Here is a 19,171-nt window from a genome sequence, read left to right on the forward strand (position 1 = left end):
TAAGATATACGGCTTCATTGTACTTTGTTTTTATTGTAAAACCAAGCAAGAAAGGACGGCTGAATGTATGCCTCGCAAAGAACGAATTACAGAAATAGAGAGCTTGCGGGGAATCGCCTTTGGAGCGGTGGTTCTCCAGCACTCCATTGCACATTACTCTTTGGTCCCGGAAACGAGACTGGAGGATGGCGTGTTGCTGGCCATACTGCTGATGCTCTCCAAATTTGCAGTTCCTTTATTCATATTCATAACAGGTATGGTGCTTTTTTATAACACGGGAGACAAGCTGCATTATGGCAAGTTTATGAGAAAAAGAGTAAATGATGTTATCGTGCCTTACCTGATCTGGTCACTCATTTACTTTACACTTGCACCACGAAGCTGGACCGGTTTCGGATGGAATGATATCCCCGATCTAGGATTGAAGCTGATTACGGGCAAAACGACTTCACACTTCTGGTACATCATTATGCTGATCCAGTTTTATCTGTTATTTCCGCTCTTCTTGCGTGCAATTCGTTATGTATATAACCGATATGAGGCCAAGGGACGCATGATCGCATTATTGATTTCGGGTGTGGTGTATCTTGTGCTTGCGGATCAATTAAGAAACATCGCCAAGTTCATGGAACGACTGAATATCCCGGTACTGACAGATGCTTTTACAACGTATGCAGATCGCAATTTCCTCTATTTCTTTATTTATTTTGTGCTCGGTGCAGCAGCGGGGTTATCCGTTCAGCACTGGAATGAATGGATTTATCGATTGCGCTGGATATACTGGACTGTGTTTATTGTTCTGGGTCTTCGGTTTACTTATTTATTAATGCTGGAGTTTCAAAAGCCGGAGGGCATCAAAATTACGTTTTACACGGTCAGCCTGATCCGCCCTGATATGGCACTCTTTCTGATTGCGTCCATTATGGTCATGTACCAGCTAGCCGGGAAACTGCACAACCTTAGGGCTACACGATTGCTAGGGTGGATTGGTGGTGTATCGTATGGCGGTTATCTGATGCATATGTTGATGCTTCGGTATAGCTATATTCCAGATGAATTGTTCTATGTTGCGATGGGCTGGAACCCTGTCGTTCGCATGATCATTACTTGGTTGCTCGCTCTTGCATTATCCTGTGTACTGACATGGCTCATCTCTCGCGTAAGCTGGGGGAAATGGATTGTGGGAGCCGTGCCAAAATCTGTCCACAAAAAATGAATATATCATCATATGAAAAATTCTCAACAGAATCGCAGCAGTACAGATTGTACAGGATATATGCCGGTACAGAAATAAAGAACTCAGTAATATAGGCAACAGAGAACCCATTAATGCAGGCTACACAGGATTCAATAATAAAGACAACAGAGAAACTCAGTAATACAGGCCACTCAGGATTCACGTATGCAGGATAAAGGATTCAGGAGTAACTATGTATGTAACAGCCTTTGCTCAGTCTTATGATTAAAATTCGATTGAACGAATCGCTAAGTTCCTGAAATAAAACAAACTTTTGAGTATGAATTAAAATTTCAATGCATGAAAAATTCACAATAGAAAACCTTTTTTCCTGCTCCCACAAGTCATTCCGTATTCTCACGATTTCTTGCTCGTCCTCTATGAAGATGGATAAAGGGGAGACCAAGCGGAGAAAGATGGCAGAACCCGAACATAAGTTTTATAATACTAGATATATAGGTTCTGATAGGAGGGAAATGAACGTGGCCTTTATGATTGCACAGCGGGCATTTATCAAGCTGTATTTAATTACGATGGTTGAACAGCACAGGGGATATGGTTATGAGATGCTGGAGGCGATGAAGCAGGAGTTCAAAGACTACGGTTATGTTCCACCCCAGAGCGAGGTATATCGGGCACTGCATGAACTGGTACAGCAGGGGGTATTTTATCGAACGAAGAAGCTGAAGGGCAATGATCCGAAGGTCGATTTTCAGGAAATCGTTCTATATCATTTCACGGATGATGGTGCGGAGAAAGCTGAGTTATACAAGAAACAGGTCAAAACGGATCTGGATCGTTGTCTCGGCATGTTACACAAGGCAGAAGAGGACAATTACGGTACGAAAGGAAGATGAGCATGAACAGACAGTTACAGTGGGGGGTACTCGGTACGTCAACCATTGCCAAAAATGCAGTCATTCCGGCGATCCAGCAGTCCGAACGCGGTGAGGTGTTAGCGATTGCCAGCCGCAGCAAAGAAAAGGCGGAGTCCCTTGCCAAAGAACTCGACATTGCCAGATCGTATGGCAGTTATGAAGAGCTCATCGCAGATCCCGATATCGAAGCCGTCTATATTCCTTTGCCTAACCATATGCACAAAGAATGGACCATCAAAGCGGCACAGGCTGGCAAACACGTGTTGTGTGAGAAACCAGCTGCCCTGAATGCTGATGAATCGGCAGAAATGATTGAGGCGTGTGAGCAGCATGGCGTTCTTTTTGCAGAAGCGATTATGTATCGATATCATCCCAAGCACAGACGTGTGCAAGAGATTATAGCCAGTGGAGAGATTGGTATCGTCAGAGCCATCCATGGCAACTTTACCTGTAATACCGCTGATGACAAGGAAAATGTAAGGTTCAAAAGAGAGATGGGCGGCGGATCCTTATTCGATCTAGGCGTATATCCGATCTCTGCAGCCCGGATGTATCTGGGACAGGAACCCGAAGCGGTGACGGTGCACGCTCTATTCTCGGACGAACATGATGGCGTCGATATGATGGCGTCGGGACTGGTAGAATTTCCGAATTCGGTCGCTTTAACTTTTGACTGTGGCATGTGGGCTTCAGGACGAGCGGAGATGGAGATTCTCGGGACGGAGGGGCGGATTGAACTGCCCAAAGTGTTTGGCTGGGAGAACAGTGATATTCCACCTCAGATTATTGTGCACACCGATTCTGTCAGCCGTGAGGAACGTGTATCGGTATCTAATTCCTATGTGCTTCAGGTGGAGACGTTTGCAACGGCTGTGCTTGAAGGAGCAGCACTACCTTTCAGTCCGGAAAATACCATTCAAAACATGCGGGTAATTGATGCGTGCCTGGAATCGGCTCGGACTCGTCAACGTGTTCAACTGATCGATTAGGTCAGGTCCTTTTAAATATATCAGAACGTGCAGACTCCATCTTCAGGGATGAGAGTCTTTTTTTATGTCACAAAATGTTATAATTATAATATTTTACAATTTAAACGTTCGAATTTGATATTTCTACCAAATTGATGTGATATAAATAGTCATGAGATGACTTGTTTACTATAATCTAGCAGAACGTGCAACTAGACAGTTACCGTTTGCAGTACGCATATCGAGACAATGTTCATCTACTTTGAAGGTTTGGGAGGCCAGATTATGAAAAAGTTGTTATCGACCGCTTTACTGGCATTCTTGTTAACGTTTGTTTTCTTCACAGGTTCACAGTTCACCCCAGCCCCACAGCAGAAAGCATCTGCTGCAACATGTACCATCATCAATACGTTTACCGGTGTGGCCAACTATTTGAGTGCAAACGGAACGTTGCCATGTAACTTTATTACCAAATCACAGGCCACAGGACTCGGCTGGGTAGCGTCACAAGGGAACTTGGCTGTAGTGGCTCCTGGGAAAAGCATCGGCGGAGACGTATTCGGCAATCGGGAAGGGCTACTGCCGGCGGCCAGTGGACGTACATGGCGTGAAGCGGATATTAACTACACATCCGGCTTCCGTAATTCCGATCGGATTGTGTACTCCAATGATGGACTCATCTACAAAACGACAGATCACTATGCATCATTCACACGCATGAAATAGAGGAAGGAGCAGTCGTGAACACCGTGATTCTGGATGGAGGATGGACCAACTACCGAATCAGCGAGGAACGCACATGGAGTATGAAGCAGGACAGGTGCGTGATCTGATGATGGAGGTACAGGCGGAACAGTCTGGATTTATATTGCGTGTTGAGAAGTAGCAGCAAATAAAGGAGTTTCAGATACATTCATTCCAGCAGGCAGACCACATGTGGTCTGTTTTTTTGTGTTGTAGCAGATTGTTCAAAAAGGTTGTTCAAAAAGCCCTTGTGTTGATTACGATTGATCTGAAAGCAGAGTGAGATTTTACTTTGCTCACCTAACGTTAAAATTATTTTCACGGAGGTATTGATTTCTGCATAACTTACGTTAAAATAAAATTAACATGAAAAATATTTTAACGTTGGGGAGTGGAATTCGTGAACGATAACACAGCAGTTGGCAAACAAGGTATGGGTGAGCTAATACGAATCAGACCGTATATGCAGTTTATGCTTAGTAAAGTAGTATCCAGATTTGGTGATTCCATTGATTCGATTGCATACAGCTGGATGGTGTACATTCTGACCGGTTCAAAAGTGCTGATGGGGACATTGCTGGCGGTGAATTTTTTGCCGAGTATCTTTCTGGGTCTGTTCGCCGGGGCTTTGGTAGATCGCATGTCTCTCAAAAAAGTAATCGTGATTACGAATACCGGTCGCGGGTTGTTCGTAGGGATTACAGCGCTGCTGTTTGGATTGGGTCAACTTGAAGTCTGGCATCTGTTTGTCATTACCATTCTGAATTCTTTGCTGGAATGCTTCACTGTTCCTGCAGAAGTGTCCAGTGTCCCCAGATTGCTTCCCAAATCGATGTTGCTCTCGGGTAATGCCATGTCCTCTTCCGCAACCAGAGTGGCTGAACTTGCAGGACTTGCATTGGCTGGTGCGCTAATTGCCACAATAGGTATTGCTTGGACGATCCTGATTGATGCGGGGTTGTTTGCGCTAAGTGCGTTAATAATGAGCCGAGTGGGCTATCCTCAAGGTTCATCATCCGCTAACAATGAAGATAAATTATTATCTGAAAAGGATTCTGTTCCATCCAATAAACGTAGTATATTCTCCGAAATGGCGGAAGCTTTTCATTTTCTCCGTAAACATACCTTATTGTTAATCGTTTCCTTCCTGTTTGCATTCGTTAATTTCTGTCTGATGCCCTTCAATGTTCTCCGCACACCCTATGTTATTGAAACGTTGCACGCTGGCGCTTGGGGATTAAGTCTGCTTAGTGGGCTGATGGTGGGAGGCATGCTGTTAAGTGGTGTGTGGTTGACTCAAAAAGGGGCACATTATCGTAAAAGTGTGCTGGTGATCAGCGGTATTGTCATGCTGGGTCTCAGTTATGCCATGACGGCACTACCCGCCTATATGACGTCCTTCCAATTGCCCGTTGCGGCTGCCTTTTGTCTTCTGATGGGCATGGGGATTCCACTGGCTACGACCCCTCTAGGTACCTATCTAATGGAAGTTACTCCTTCGGAGATGCTAGGCAGAGTGTATGCTCTTCAGAGTATGCTCGTCGTGAGTGTCGCACCACTTGGGAGTCTGGTTTCGGGAGCACTTGCAGATTGGATGAGCATGCCTGTTCTGTTTATCGTCTTTGGGATTATGCTTGCCATGTCCGCAGGTATGCTGTTATTTAGCAAAAGCTTTCGGAGTGCGATGTGAAGGATATTTAGAAAGAACCTGATCTGATTATGTGATAACATGTCATCGCCGGCTTGCTTTGACCGAAGTCCTGACGCAGCGGTATAATAGAGATATCGATGGACAATAGGTACCCCGGAAATGAGGATACAGGAATGGAGCACAAGGTTCTTTCAACCATTGAAGAAATTAAGATCTACTCCGATCCGTATCGGATACAGATTATGAATATGTTTAACAGGCAGGGCAGACCATCCACTGTCAAAGAAATTGCCGACCAGATGGGTGAGGTTCCAGCCAAAGTTCATTATCATGTAAAAAAGCTGGAGAAAATTGGTCTGCTGACGATCGTTTCCACGCGTGAGATTAATGGCATTATCGCAAAATACTACGAACCATTCTCCGGAGAAATCCATCTTCGTCATGAAGATGAAGACAATGAGAGCTCACCACTGAAACAGGTGTTTCGGTCTGAAACACTCAAATTATTAAATGAGATGTTCGAACAGAGTCGTCAGCGATTCATGCATCAGGCGGAAAACGAAGATCGGATGTTTCTCTCGGACATGACGCTGTATGCAACTCGTGAGGAAGTAGAGGAGTTATATAACAACATCATAAAACTCTGTCAACCCTATACAACAAAAGAGAATCAACAAGGGGAACAAGAGGTCTTTCAATTATTTTCTGCCCTCTCTAAACCTATAATGCAGACACCTGCTTCAAAGACAGATGTTAAACAGAATAAGAAATCTTCGTCGGGTAAGGGTAAATCAACTTCGAAAACGTCTAGCTCTGTTGCTAAGGGTCAGAAATCTGCATCATCTGATCGTGAATCAGAAGAATAAACAGACGTATGCATGAGTTCAATGTTAGTTATACCTCGAAGACAAGTAAGCCTTATGTGCCAGACATGTTGGAGATAACAAGAAAAAGCCGCCATAGGCGGCTTTTTATCGCATGATACGAGGGAGAAACGGTCGTGTGATGTGTATTGTATTGAATTCATTACAACATTAATTTCATGAAGGCACATAACCGTTTCAGTTCGCTATCATGTTATTACATGTTCTCATCATAGTCTTTTACATCACGTTTGGCAGCGGTTGCGGGTGAATTGGAAGTACCGTATTCTTCGACCGCTTCCCAAGCATCTGCGTTGTCGAACTTGCCGGCGTTCTGCTGTCTTCCTTCGCCAGCACCACTCGGAGGCATGGTCATGACTTCTTCTTCAATGGGCCGATCGTTGCTGGTCTCCCGGTTAGGCGTGTCATCAATACAGTAAGCGGTATATGGGATAGCTTCAAGGCGTTCAAAAGGAATATCTTCTCCGCACGTTACACAGGTTCCGTATGTACCTTGTTCCATACGTTCCAATGCATCGTTCACTTGATTGAATTCGTCTGTTAATGTATCGTCGATCGCCAGATCACGGCTGCGTTCAAATGTTTCCGTACCGGCATCTGCCGGATGATTATCATAGGAGGACAGCTCACCAGTTGAATCTTTCAGCGACTGGGCCGGAGCACCGTCTTCCATGCTGGATTCAAAATGGCGCTGCAAGTTTTCACGTTGCTCCAAAAGGGCCTTTTTCAATTCTTGGTGTTGATCTTTGGTTAATGTACTCATAAAAAACACGCTCCTTTTCCCGTTGTGGGGTGTAGTGAGTCTTTACCCCAATTGCATGAAAAGCAATCATTTTCGAGAGGAATAGGGCCGTAGCGTTTTATATCTGACGAATAATGTGTTATAAAAAATAGAGAGAGAAAATGCCGCATGTTCTTCACTGGATAAAGGAACCACGGCTTGGCTTATAATGGAGGTTGTCAATATGGATGAACATATGAAACGAAGATTGGATAAACAGAAACAATTGTTCAAACAATTGGGAGTACAGCTTGATGCGTTATCGATTCATGAAAAACAATTTAATTATAAACTTCGTGGTTATGATCCGGATGAGGTAGATGCTTATCTCGACTTGGTCATCAAAGATTACGAACGTTTTTATGCCAATATTGCAGATCTGATGGACAAATGGCAAGAACAGCAGTTAACGATTCGAGATCTCAAATCATCCGCGAAGCCGGTGGAAGATCCAACCAAGATTGATCGCAAACAGCTGGATGATATTGTGAAACAACTGGAATACAGTGTGCGGCAGCTCAAGATCAGAGCACGTCCCGAGAAGGATCTGTTCTCTGAATAAGCTCAGCAACTCTAGGATTATATTAAATAAAGGTGGTTAATCATGAGTACTCATTTTTCGGTCAGTGTGCATTGTTTGTTGTTATTGTCACTCAGCGCGCCTGAACGAATCACGTCTGCACATATTGCAGGTAGCGTGAATACCAACCCGGTCGTCGTCAGACGTATTCTGGGCGGGCTGAAAAAAGCGGGATTAGTGAACTCTTCTCCTGGAACAAGAGGTTTCTATCTGGCCAAGCCGGCAAGTGAAATTACGTTAGCCATGATCTATCAGGCTGCCAAGGACGAAGGTCCATTATTTCCGATTCACGGCAACTGTAACCCGGATTGTGAAGTGGGCTTGCATATAGACAGCTTGCTGACCAATCTGTATCAGGTTGCCGAGGAGAAGGTGGAGCAATTCTTTGCATCGATTACACTTGAAGATATGGAACGTTCCAGTTCCCAGATGCAAGCTGTGTCATCGCAGACAGAGTAGATTTTAATCAGAGGTAAAGGAAAGGTGGGTTGTGATATGAAAAAAATTGTTGTCATTTCTGATACTCATTGTTCACGTAAATCACAGAAGTTACCTGCCAGGCTCGTTGATGTGCTTGCGAGTGCTGATCTCATTCTTCATGCGGGTGACTGGTCGGATTGGAGCGTATACCCATTGCTTAGCGAGTATGCGCCTGTTGAAGGGGTAGCTGGCAATACAGACCCGTCCGAAATTGCTGAAAAACTGGGGTATTCCCGTATTGTTGAAGTGGAAGGTCTTCGTCTGGGTCTTGTGCATGGGCATCTGGGATCAAAAGGTACGGAGCAAAATGCAATTCATACCTTTGCAGGTCAGCATGTGGATGCTGTGATCTACGGACACTCGCACATCCCGGTGATGCATACCGTGGACAACACACTAATATTTAATCCTGGGTCGCCTACGGATAAACGTTTTCAGAAGCAATACTCATTTGGCATCATGACAATAGATCAGGGTAAAATACAGGCTGAGCACGTTTTTTTTGATCGGGATTAGAGAGAGAGGATTTCATCCTATATATAGTTATGGTACAAGGCATCTTTGAACAGAATTGAATTCTGTTTCAGGGATGTCTTTTTGATATGCGATCACATCATTCTCTTGGAAGTTATCTCTGAATGGGGAATGTGCTCTGTTCGTTATCTGTCATTCATCTGTTGCGGTTTTCCCCTATGGTGACGTTCAGTGGAGTGATACAATGCCTTTACGACATAAAATGAATACGTTTACATAAGGAGATGGAGCATGATGAAACTGTCTGTATTCACTGTGGCTACCCCTGATCTGAATGCAGAAGAACTGGCATCTGCTGCGGCAGCAGCAGGGATTGATGGAATAGAGTGGCGTTTCCGCGGAATTCCTGAGGATGCCATGTCCGAAGAGCCGTCTTATTGGAGAAATAATCGATGCTCGGTAGATCCAAGCCGTTGGCAGGAACAGGTTCCTGTTTTTCGTGAAGCTGCGGTAGGGCAAGGCAGGAAATCTATTGCACTCGTACCGTATCTGAACTGCGGAGATATTTCTGCCACCGAGCAGGCGTTTCAGGCTGCGGCTGGGTTGGGAGCATCCATGATGCGTGTGGGTGTTCCTGGATATGATCGCAAGACCCATTATTCTGAGTTGTATCGCAAAGCCGTTGATTACCTGAGTGAAGTACAGGATTTGGCCAAACAGTACAACATCAAGGCAATTGTAGAGACACATCATCAGACGATTGCACCGACGGCATCGCTTGCCTATCGTCTTGTTGAGTCGCTCGACCCACAGCATGTGGGTGTGCTGTACGATCCAGGCAACATGGTGCATGAAGGCTATGAGAATCATCGGATGGGGCTTGAGTTGCTAGGTCCATATCTCGCTCATGTGCATGTGAAGAATGCCGGGTGGTTTGAACCCGAAGTTAAGGATACGCAAAAGGATAATGTAACTGAGAAGAATAGCGGATTGACTCTGAATACAGCATGGAAATGTCAATGGACTCCCCTGACTGAAGGCATGGTCGATTGGGTACAGATGGTGCGGGATCTTCGTGCCGTCGGGTATGACGGATATTACGGAATTGAAGACTTTAGTGGGGCCTTGAAATCCAAGGCGATGTTACAGCATTTTGCAGACGTTTTTGCCGAAATTGAGCGTCGTGTGGACGAGGAGGAGCAGTCATGAGTATCGTACGAGTAGCGGTGATTGGTATAGGCAACATGGGGGCAGCTCATGCCAGAACATTGGTTGCCGGAGAAGTACCGGGTGCAGAATTGGTCGCTGTATGTGATGTAAGAAGAGAAATGGAGAGCTGGGTATCCAGTCATCTTCCGGCTACGGTCACCTATTGGCAGGATGCAGAGCAGATGATGGCTTCGGGTACGATTGATGCGGTCATTATTGCAACGCCGCACTACGATCATCCCGAACAGGCGATTCAGGCTTTCCAGCATGGCTTGCATGTCATGATCGAGAAGCCAGCCGGTGTGTATACGAAACAGGTACGCAAGATGAATGAAGCGGCCGCAGCCAGCGGTAAAGTCTTTTCCATGATGTACAACCAGCGGACCAACCCACTCTACATTAAACTAAGAGATTTGATCGCTTCGGGGGAGCTGGGTGAGGTACGGCGTACCAACTGGATTATTACGAACTGGTACCGATCCCAGAGTTACTATGATTCCGGCGGCTGGCGGGCAACTTGGGCAGGCGAAGGTGGAGGTGTACTGATTAATCAGGACCCGCACCAACTGGATCTGTGGCAGTGGACCATCGGCATGATGCCGGTAAGAATGCGTGCGTTCTGTTCGTTTGGCAAGTATCGGAACATTGAAGTGGAAGATGATGTAACCGCTTATGTGGAGTATGAAAATGGAGCAACAGGTGTCTTCGTAACGACTACGGGCGAAGCACCAGGTACGAACCGATTTGAGGTTAACGGAGACCGGGGTAAAATCGTCATCGAAGATGGAAAGCTTACGTTCTGGCGACTTCGTGAATCTGAGCCGGAATTCAATCAGCGGTTTACCGGAGGTTTTGGACAGCCGGAATGCTGGAAATGCGAGATTCCAATTACAGGTGTGGAAACGGGGCACCCGGGTCTGATTCGTAACTGGGTGGATGCGATTCGTACAGGCGCACCCCTTATTGCTCCCGGTGAGGATGGTATTCACGGATTAACATTATCGAATGCAATGCTGCTGTCTACCTGGACGGATAACTGGGTGGATCTGCCGATCGATGAGGATCTGTTCTACGAGCATCTGCAGGAACGCATTGCGGGTTCCACGACGAAGAAAGACAAGGCATTCAGTGGCAGTCAACCTGCTGATCTGAGTCAGACGTTTAAATGAAGATGAAAACCTGAAAAAGCGAAGCGTTCGCCTAAAAGCTTTCTGAAAGAAAGCTACATCGGAAGCATACGCTTATCCCCGGATTTTCCCCTATGGAAAAGAGAATCGAAAAATCTGGGGATAACAGCGATTGGAAGGTAATTATGTCGTCGTAGTATCAGTGTAGATAATCTTTAGTTCAGCTTATATAGGCGAGTTCATTGTAAACAAAATTTTATAATAAGGATGGGATGACATGGCTAAAGACGGAATGTTCTATGCACCGAAAAGTGTTACCAAAGAGGTCGTATGTGGTCCGGGTGAGTTCACGATTGCTGCTGTTGCGCTGGATCATGGACACATCTACGGCATGGTTGGGGGATTGTTGGAGGCAGGGGCTACCCTCAAGTGGGTATATGATCCGGACCCGATGAAGGTAGAGGCATTTCAAAAGCAGTTCCCACAGGCTCAAGCCGCTGGATCTGAAGAGGAAGTGCTTGCAGATAATGAGGTGTTATTGGTGGCAAGTGCAGCGATCACTTCAGATCGTGCGCCGCTTGGCATGAGAGTGCTGGCCGCAGGCAAGGACTATTTTACAGACAAAGCCCCATTCACCACGCTGGAGCAATTAAAGCTTGCACGAGAAGAAGTGAAGCGAACAGGCAAAAAGTACATGGTGTATTACAGTGAACGACTGCATGTAGAAAGTGCGATCTATGCCGGACAACTCATTGAACAAGGGGCAATCGGCAAAGTCGTGCAAGTTATGGGTACAGGCCCGCATCGACTGAATGCAGGAGGAAGACCTGACTGGTTCTTCAAGCATGAGCAGTACGGCGGCATTCTCTGCGATATAGGAAGTCACCAGATCGAACAATTTCTGACGTTTGCATCATGTACGGACGCTGAGGTAGGGTTCAGCCGGGTGCATAACTTCAATCACCCACAGTTCCCGGAATTGGAAGACTTCGGCGAAGCTTCGCTGATTGGGGATAACGGTGCTTCCGGTTACTTCCGAGTGGACTGGTTCACACCGGATGGTCTGGGCACATGGGGCGATGGACGTACCGTTATTCTGGGAACGGACGGTTATATCGAGCTGCGGAAGTATATCGACATCGCAAGGGAATCTCAGGGGGATCAAGTGTACTTGGTCAATCATGAAGGAGAGTACCGCTACAATGTAAAAGGAAAGGTCGGTTACCCGTTCTTCGGCCAACTCATTCGCGATTGTCTGGATCGCACCGAGACAGCCATGACACAGGAACATGCCTTCAAAGCGGCAGAACTCTGCCTGATTGCACAACATAAAGCCATGAGCGAGCGTGTGGTTTGGAGTGGTGGAGCGAAGTAAATGCTTTGTGTGAAGGAACGCAAAGTGAAGAAAGTTTGATCACTGAAGACTATCGGTGATTCTTCTATTGTTGAGTGAGGAAAGAGCAGCCCAAATGTTAATCTGCATCCAAAATGTTAGTTATGGCTAACATGTGGGACAGTTTACTCGGGCTGCTTTTTTGAGTACGTTGGTGACTTCGCAGATGGATTATTATGGGTTATATTATATGTAGTTCGGATATTCGTAAAAAGGAGAGATATTTACGAAGTTCGTAGATATGATGTATCAGAAACCAGTGCAACTTATTATACCAACAATTTATTCGAGTTTTCAGGGGAGGTTAATATTAATGAGAAGTCCAATTGCAAACAGGGTAGATACAATCTTTATTCATGTAAGAAACTTAGAGAAGTCTGTATACTGGTACAGCAAACTTCTTGGAATTGAAGTGAAAAATGAAATCCAGGGACCAATTTATACCTTCGATATGGGACCTGGACGTTCGGGGATAACACTTGATAATCATTGTTTTGATGAGATATACGAACTGAAAACGTCGAATCAACCCTTATTTACTTTGAGTGCGGTTGATATCAATGCAGCATATCAGTTTGTGAAAGAATTGGACGCAGAGATTGTAACTGAAATTCAAACATACCCTGATTTATCGGATTTCACATTTAAAGATCCCGATGGAAATATACTAATGATTTGTACTTGTTTTAGTTAATGCCGAGATAGATTTGAATTAAGTAATTTTGGAGAAGGCACTGTCATCTGATAACACGATATTCACGCATTGGGTAAATCACCCCCTCGGTCTGGACCGGAGTTAAAGTGGATTCGATCGGAGAAATTTCGGCTACAAGGAAGCGGAAGCCGTCGGACTGCAGATCTCCCTAAGATCGATAGGAATCTTAGGGAGATCGATGTCGTGAATATACAAACGTTATATGTAATCGAGGCAAGTGAATATAATAATTTTCAAAACCTTAGCTTTATAAACATGAATGATCGTTCTCATCTTTATTAAGAGGGTGTGTATAATGAATGAAACAGGTGGAAGTTATGTGACATACACAAAACAACACGAAGAAATAGTTAACAGTGGTGCTGTAGCCATTAATGAATTTTTGACTAATGCTAATTCTGTTGAGAAACGGAGCTTGTTGTTTTGTTTAGATAAATATCTAGATCCTTACTTTGGATATAACTTAACTTACTTCGATGAGATTATTATAGTATTGGAGATGCATTTGTTCGTCGATCATAACAAGGAAGTTAAAGAAGATATTTTTCAACTAATTACTGATTTTTCGAGGAATTCGTTGGATTATTTAGCAGACAATATAGAACAAATTAATTCTGAATTACTTCCAGATGCGATTTATGCTTTAGGTTTAACCTTTAACAAGAAATATTTATCGTTAGTAAATAATTATGGAAACCACCAAAACGAAAGGATACGAACAATAGCCAAAGAAGCTATTGAAACAATTAAATCTACAAATAGTGGGAGTATTACGTAGAAGGACCTAAATGTGTATAACAACGTATTTACGCGGCGGATCTAACAGCCCTTGGTCTGCAGATTCTTTTCGAGGAAGTGGATTCAGCAGATAACCCCTTCGAGTTTCGTGAATACAGGAACTTTAGGTGAAAGATCGGCAGTACCTTAAAAACATAAAATGAAAGAGGAAAAAGTATGACATTGATAGGACTTATAAGACATGGAGTAACAAACTGGAATGATGAATACAGGGCACAAGGACAAGTCGATATACCTTTAAATGATGAGGGACGAAGACAAGCTGAATTACTATCTAAGAGAATGGAGAACGAGGAGTGGGATTATATTTATTCAAGTGACTTATCAAGAGCACTCGAAACAGCAGAAATGATAGGAAGGATTAAGAATGTTGAAGTGAGAACTGATCCACGATTAAGAGAAATGAACTGCGGTCTTATTGAGGGAACAACTGAACAAGATAGAGTTAGTAAGTGGGGATACGGATGGTCCAAACTAGATCTTGGTATAGAATCAAACGCTGAGATAATCACAAGAGGAATGGAATGCCTAATGGACATTTCTGAAAGACACCCCGACAAAAAAATATTGATAATAAGTCATGGAGCACTAATTGGACTGACTTTAAAGAAACTAATTCCGCACATCGATACAGAAGAACACCTCCATAATACATCGGTAACAATTTTAAATAAAGACCAATTCAGATGGGATTGTGAACTATATAATTGTATCAGTCACTTAAACGTTGAATATTAGGAATAGTATAAAAACGAAGAAGGCCAATTAATTATCTAACATAATATTTACGCTGCGGACATTCGTCCTTGGCCCGCCATTCGCCGGACTTCCGAATACAGAAACATTACCCCCCCTTAAAAATGTTAAAACCGTGCAACCAATTAATAACAAATAATAAATATAGGTGAAAGAATACATTTACGACGTAGCAGTTGAAAACCAGGATGAACGGAATATTAGAAGGTGTACCATATAACAATAAATTTCCAAATCGTTAGTTATGCCCCTTGGTCATCAAGAGGAAAACCAGAAAAACGGATTCATAATAAAGTGCAAACTAAAGAATATTTTTTTGCGAAAGAGAGGATCAAATGAATTATCATTTTGGTTTTTCATGGAAGGGTCTGCTAATCTTTTTATTGCCAATGATGCCAAATATATTTTATTTTTTAATTCCTACGTCAGATATATCAGGAAACCATGCAAATAGTCATTTGATTTTAGATGTTTTGGAGCACGGAAGTCAGGCGATATTTTTCTTTCTTCTGATATTTGTTGTAAGAGAACAAGCATCGGAAATGCGATTTCCATATATAATTGGTATGGCAATAATGTTGATTTTTTATTATGGGCTATGGATATTGTATTTTACAGGCAACGCAAACTCGATTATTTTTTTGGGGATGGCCGTTCTCCCGGTACTATATTTTATCTTAGCTGAGATTTGGCTTCAAAATTATCTGGCTATTATACCAACAGTACTTTTTGGTATTGTGCATGTCATTAATACATATTGGTCTATTGCGAATTAAAGGGAGGACAACAATCCTCTTAAATTTTGATTGTGCGTTCAGCATGTAACGGATTTGATAGCAACAAAAGAGAGAACCAAAAGATAAAACACGTAAAGACATATTAAAGACATAAAACACACAAGACATATAAGGATGTGAAATCGAAGAAGAAGGGGTAACGTTTAACAATGCATTAATGCTTCGTCGCTGACGCTTCTCGGTCTTCAAAAGGGATTTCGGAGAAGTGGAATCAGGCGACACAACTGTATCATCGCGGCCGTCCCTTGGCGGGACTTATGTCGGTGGGACGTCGTGGATACAGGGCGTTAGGCGAAACCGATGCAAGTGTGATAAAGATAATAAAGGAAGTGAGTCATTTGGAGTATTCTGATTTGTTCAATTTAAAGAATATTTATCTCGATCAAATATATGAATCTGAGGAGAACACCCTTAGATTACTCTTCAGTCGAAGTAGAACTAGTGAAACTCCTGAAACGATAACAATTGGGGAAATTGAAATTAAAGATATATATTCGATTGATGCAGATGAAACATTACCTTTATTACAAATTGATTTTGAATGGTACATTGGATATTCAATTCGAAATGAAAGTTACACTTCATGGGATGATTATGAAGAATTTGAGGGCAAGATCTTTAGGATCTATAGTAAATCTAGATACTTAGACTTTATTAAAGTAGGAACATTTGCTTCTGAGGATTACCCAGGTCCCTTTAAGCATTATGGCATCGCATGTCTTAACCATATCGTGGATGTTATATCAGTTTCTGAACCAATTATTAAGGAAGTTCAACGAACTAAATAAAATTAATGAATGTATCTCAAGAAGGCATGGGGCTCAGATAATATTATGTTCACGCTCCTGGCCAATTGGCCCTCGGTCCACCAAGGAGATCTCAAAGAAGAAGAGAGGGTGAAACCATGCTTCAAATAGATCTAGCCAATAACCTTGAAGAGCTTGAAGGTGAATATTGGAGTGAACCGAATTTTGTTTCTTCATTAGTAATTCAAGTGCATAATTTAAGAAAGAAACCTCTTCGTGATTTGAATGATGAAGATTTAAGACTATTGATTGGGCAACGAATGAGTCTAACTTTTCTTATACCTCTAGCCTTGGAGAGATTAATACAGAACCCATTAAGATCAGGGGAATTGTATACAGGCGATTTATTTTGTTCAGTACTCAAGGTAGGGAAAGAATATTGGAAAGAGCATAAAGAATTAAAGAACGAAGTAGATGAAGTAATTAGAGCATATGAAGAAGCAAGAGAGACATTAGAAGAGCACATAAGTAAGTACAGAAGCGATCATTTTTAAGTAGATTCAAGAAACACGGTACTCCACATAACATAATATTCAAGCAGCGGCTCCGCTGGAGCCTTGGTCTGCGGGAAGAATTCAGAGAGGCAATTCAGCAAAACTCCTGTGGGGTTCATTGAATACATAAACGCTATAAAAATATGGCGCAAGATATTAAGAACAGGGGGATAGCTATGAAGTTCATACTGATCTTTGGCCCACAGGCCGTCGGGAAGATGACGGTTGGTCATGAATTAACGAAAATAACGGAATTGAAATTGTTTCACAATCACATGTCGATCGAGCTGTTTCATCCCTTTTTTGGTTTTGGTAGTGAAACTTGGAGGTTATCAAGTATCGTAAGAAGAGAGCTTTTTGAATCGTTCGCAAGCAGCAACCAGTATGGACTTATTTTTACTTACCTTTGGGGGTTTGATCTTCAGAAGGACTGGGAATTCGTCAAGCAAACATGTAACTTGTTTGAATCGAAAGGGGCAGAAATTTATTTTGTTGAATTAGAGTCAGATATAGAAGAACGATTAAAACGAAATAAAACGGCGTTTAGACTTGATCAAAAACCAACAAAAAGAAATGTTGAATATTCTGAAATGGACTTAATCAAAACGATGGAAGAACATCGACTCAATTCTAAAGAGGGAGAAATTACTAGAGAGAACTATTTGAGAATCAATAATACAAATTTAAGTGCAGATGAAGTCGCAAGATTAATTAAAGATGAATTTAATTTATAGTACGTGTGAGTAATTCAAGAAGGCGCCAACTTTATAACAATATATTCAAGTTGCGTCTCCTTCGGAGCCCTGGTCTGGAATGGATTTCGAAGAGGAATTTCAGCAGACAACCTCTTTAGGGTTCATGAATACAGGAACGTTAACTGATCTCGCCCAGGAGTAATTGTATAATGATATGAGGATCAAGGAAGGGGATAAATTGAATGATATTGAATTTGGAACTAGCAGATAGGTTAGAAAAATCTGAAATTAATTATATGGTTGATCGAATGACTGCAATTAGAGAACGAGAAGGAAATCCTGAGGGAATTGAAATTAAACGATTCGCAGAGAGCACAGCGTTTTATAGTAAAACCATGCCCTGGGGTCTATTTAATAATGTTAAGGGCAGAATTTCTGAAGATGTTATTGAAGATATCTTAGACTTTTATCATGAGCGGGAGCGGAATTTTGAGATTCAAGTCATCCCCGGTAAGATAGATCAAAAAGTAATGAAAACGCTCCATAATAAAGGCTTTTATCAAACAGGATTTCATACAACGCTTTTTTGTGAACCTGGGAATCTAAACTCGTATGATAATCAGAAGCTGGACATTCGTGAACTACACGAAGATGAGTTCGATACATATGCAGAAATTCATTGTTTAGGTACAGGATTGTCTCTTGATGGGAAAGAACACGTAGCTGCAAATAACCGAGTATTGTTTTCCCGTCCGGGATGGCACTATTATCTGGGGTTGGATCAGGGGAAGCCAGTTGCAGTAGCTGTGATGTATATAGATGACAATGTTGCTTCATTAACATTTGCGACAACACTGCCGGAATATAGAAATAAAGGATTTCAAACAAACTTATTGCTTAGACGAATTCATGATACCTACAAGAATTGTAATCTCGTTGTTAGTCAGTGCTCATATGGTTCGCAAAGCCACAGGAATATGGAAAGAGTAGGTATGAGAATCGGATATACCCGGGCAACGTGGACTAGGGATTAATTGTAATAGGGAGATCAGGCCGGCATCGTTCTACTGAGGGCATTCGCCCTTGATTCGCTAAGTAGTAATTCCAATAAGTATATTCAGGCGATACATTAAACCAGCTAAGTCTAACGACACGTTCCCTATGGTCACTTAAATTGAATGTCAGTAATGCCAAACTTTATCAGCAATACCCTAAAGCCAAAACCGAAGAAATTGAAGGACAAGTATAAAGAAGAAAGATAATAAAACTTAATTGAAGGTGATAATTATGAAAGAATGGGACTACAGTAAGCCTTGGTTCCATGGTTCTCCAATGCTCTTAGATGAACTACTAGTCGGAAGCACAATAACTCAGGATCGAGAGTTAGCAAGAATCTTTTCACACAAACCTTCTATTGTTGCTTTGGATGAGCACGGCACAAGACTCCATAATGGTAAGTTATGTGGATACATTTACATACTTGATGAAGAAATTACAAGTGAGGATGTATACCCACATCCAGCAACTACAATGAATCCTGGTGAAGAATGGCTCATCAAAAGAGGATTAAAAGTACGAAAAATAGATGAAACAAAAACAAGAACGGAAGAACAACTTTCAGAGGAAGAGGAGGTAGATTTATTGGATAAGCTAAAAAACAGATAGCGAATAGTTTGTTCGTAGAAGAGGCTGCTGCGTATACTA

22 protein-coding genes are annotated in these 19,171 nt (G+C 42.6%); 21 read left to right on the plus strand and 1 reads right to left on the minus strand.

The features are described 5' to 3' along the window. Positions 1–67 precede the first annotated feature (67 nt). The 6 genes from MKZ12_RS11915 to MKZ12_RS11940 all read left to right on the plus strand — a co-directional run bounded on the left by MKZ12_RS11915 (position 68) and on the right by MKZ12_RS11940 (position 6,344). Positions 68–1,216 carry an acyltransferase gene (locus MKZ12_RS11915; protein ID WP_339260521.1) on the plus strand — a complete coding sequence of 383 codons (1,149 nt, stop codon included), beginning with the start codon at positions 68–70 and terminating at the stop codon, positions 1,214–1,216. Positions 1,217–1,719: 503 nt separating this feature from the next. Further along, on the plus strand, positions 1,720–2,094 hold the full coding sequence (locus tag MKZ12_RS11920; protein ID WP_036609188.1) for a helix-turn-helix transcriptional regulator: 375 nt from the start codon (positions 1,720–1,722) through the stop codon (positions 2,092–2,094). A 2-nt stretch (positions 2,095–2,096) separates the two neighbouring features. Further along, complete coding sequence (locus tag MKZ12_RS11925; RefSeq protein WP_339260522.1) at positions 2,097–3,104, plus strand: Gfo/Idh/MocA family oxidoreductase; 1,008 nt, start codon at positions 2,097–2,099, stop codon at positions 3,102–3,104. Positions 3,105–3,368: 264 nt separating this feature from the next. Beyond that, positions 3,369–3,809 (plus strand): ribonuclease, encoded by a 441-nt coding sequence (locus MKZ12_RS11930; RefSeq protein ID WP_339260524.1) that lies wholly within the window; start codon positions 3,369–3,371, stop codon positions 3,807–3,809. 418 nt (positions 3,810–4,227) lie between these two features. Further along, a complete protein-coding gene (locus tag MKZ12_RS11935; RefSeq protein ID WP_339260526.1) occupies positions 4,228–5,517 on the plus strand; it encodes an MFS transporter in 1,290 nt (429 codons plus the stop codon). Between the two features lie 134 nt (positions 5,518–5,651). After that, positions 5,652–6,344 (plus strand): helix-turn-helix domain-containing protein, encoded by a 693-nt coding sequence (locus MKZ12_RS11940; RefSeq protein ID WP_339260528.1) that lies wholly within the window; start codon positions 5,652–5,654, stop codon positions 6,342–6,344. Positions 6,345–6,558: 214 nt separating this feature from the next. Here MKZ12_RS11940 and MKZ12_RS11945 read toward each other — a convergent pair whose 3' ends face one another. Then, positions 6,559–7,125: a TraR/DksA C4-type zinc finger protein gene (locus tag MKZ12_RS11945; protein ID WP_339260530.1), complete on the minus strand. Its 567-nt coding sequence runs from the start codon at positions 7,123–7,125 to the stop codon at positions 6,559–6,561. Between the two features lie 202 nt (positions 7,126–7,327). On the opposite strand from MKZ12_RS11945, the gene MKZ12_RS11950 reads away from it, so the two are divergent. The 15 genes from MKZ12_RS11950 (at position 7,328) to MKZ12_RS12020 (ending at position 19,132) form a co-directional block, all read left to right on the plus strand. Further along, on the plus strand, positions 7,328–7,705 hold the full coding sequence (locus tag MKZ12_RS11950; protein ID WP_253434023.1) for a DivIVA domain-containing protein: 378 nt from the start codon (positions 7,328–7,330) through the stop codon (positions 7,703–7,705). Between the two features lie 42 nt (positions 7,706–7,747). Next, on the plus strand, positions 7,748–8,182 hold the full coding sequence (locus MKZ12_RS11955; protein WP_339241736.1) for an Rrf2 family transcriptional regulator: 435 nt from the start codon (positions 7,748–7,750) through the stop codon (positions 8,180–8,182). A gap of 36 nt (positions 8,183–8,218) precedes the next feature. Continuing rightward, positions 8,219–8,719, plus strand: a complete 501-nt coding sequence (locus MKZ12_RS11960; protein ID WP_339260532.1) for a metallophosphoesterase — start codon at positions 8,219–8,221, stop codon at positions 8,717–8,719. Positions 8,720–8,971: 252 nt separating this feature from the next. Further along, on the plus strand, positions 8,972–9,886 hold the full coding sequence (locus MKZ12_RS11965; RefSeq protein WP_339261382.1) for a sugar phosphate isomerase/epimerase family protein: 915 nt from the start codon (positions 8,972–8,974) through the stop codon (positions 9,884–9,886). Further along, positions 9,883–11,055, plus strand: a complete 1,173-nt coding sequence (locus MKZ12_RS11970) for a Gfo/Idh/MocA family oxidoreductase (RefSeq protein WP_076330735.1) — start codon at positions 9,883–9,885, stop codon at positions 11,053–11,055. The genes MKZ12_RS11965 and MKZ12_RS11970 overlap by 4 nt, the downstream gene beginning before the upstream one ends. 235 nt (positions 11,056–11,290) lie before the next feature. After that, complete coding sequence (locus tag MKZ12_RS11975; protein WP_339260534.1) at positions 11,291–12,388, plus strand: Gfo/Idh/MocA family oxidoreductase; 1,098 nt, start codon at positions 11,291–11,293, stop codon at positions 12,386–12,388. Positions 12,389–12,719: 331 nt separating this feature from the next. Then, positions 12,720–13,100 carry a VOC family protein gene (locus MKZ12_RS11980; RefSeq protein WP_339260535.1) on the plus strand — a complete coding sequence of 127 codons (381 nt, stop codon included), beginning with the start codon at positions 12,720–12,722 and terminating at the stop codon, positions 13,098–13,100. A 316-nt stretch (positions 13,101–13,416) separates the two neighbouring features. Beyond that, positions 13,417–13,899 (plus strand): hypothetical protein, encoded by a 483-nt coding sequence (locus tag MKZ12_RS11985; protein WP_339260537.1) that lies wholly within the window; start codon positions 13,417–13,419, stop codon positions 13,897–13,899. A gap of 176 nt (positions 13,900–14,075) precedes the next feature. Beyond that, a complete protein-coding gene (locus MKZ12_RS11990) occupies positions 14,076–14,657 on the plus strand; it encodes a histidine phosphatase family protein (RefSeq protein WP_339260539.1) in 582 nt (193 codons plus the stop codon). A 353-nt stretch (positions 14,658–15,010) separates the two neighbouring features. Further along, on the plus strand, positions 15,011–15,451 hold the full coding sequence (locus tag MKZ12_RS11995) for a hypothetical protein (RefSeq protein WP_339260541.1): 441 nt from the start codon (positions 15,011–15,013) through the stop codon (positions 15,449–15,451). A 359-nt stretch (positions 15,452–15,810) separates the two neighbouring features. Next, positions 15,811–16,260: a hypothetical protein gene (locus tag MKZ12_RS12000; RefSeq protein WP_339261384.1), complete on the plus strand. Its 450-nt coding sequence runs from the start codon at positions 15,811–15,813 to the stop codon at positions 16,258–16,260. Positions 16,261–16,376: 116 nt separating this feature from the next. After that, complete coding sequence (locus tag MKZ12_RS12005) at positions 16,377–16,772, plus strand: contact-dependent growth inhibition system immunity protein (RefSeq protein ID WP_339260543.1); 396 nt, start codon at positions 16,377–16,379, stop codon at positions 16,770–16,772. Positions 16,773–16,948: 176 nt separating this feature from the next. Further along, on the plus strand, positions 16,949–17,506 hold the full coding sequence (locus tag MKZ12_RS12010; protein ID WP_339260545.1) for a shikimate kinase: 558 nt from the start codon (positions 16,949–16,951) through the stop codon (positions 17,504–17,506). Positions 17,507–17,709: 203 nt separating this feature from the next. After that, the gene (locus tag MKZ12_RS12015; protein WP_339260547.1) at positions 17,710–18,501 is read left to right on the plus strand and encodes a GNAT family N-acetyltransferase; all 792 of its coding nucleotides are present in this window, start codon (positions 17,710–17,712) and stop codon (positions 18,499–18,501) included. Positions 18,502–18,754: 253 nt separating this feature from the next. Next, on the plus strand, positions 18,755–19,132 hold the full coding sequence (locus MKZ12_RS12020) for a hypothetical protein (RefSeq protein ID WP_339260549.1): 378 nt from the start codon (positions 18,755–18,757) through the stop codon (positions 19,130–19,132). Positions 19,133–19,171: the final 39 nt, after the last annotated feature.

Source organism: Paenibacillus sp. FSL R5-0713, assembly GCF_037973325.1.
In the GTDB taxonomy this organism is placed as follows: Bacteria; Bacillota; Bacilli; order Paenibacillales; family Paenibacillaceae; genus Paenibacillus.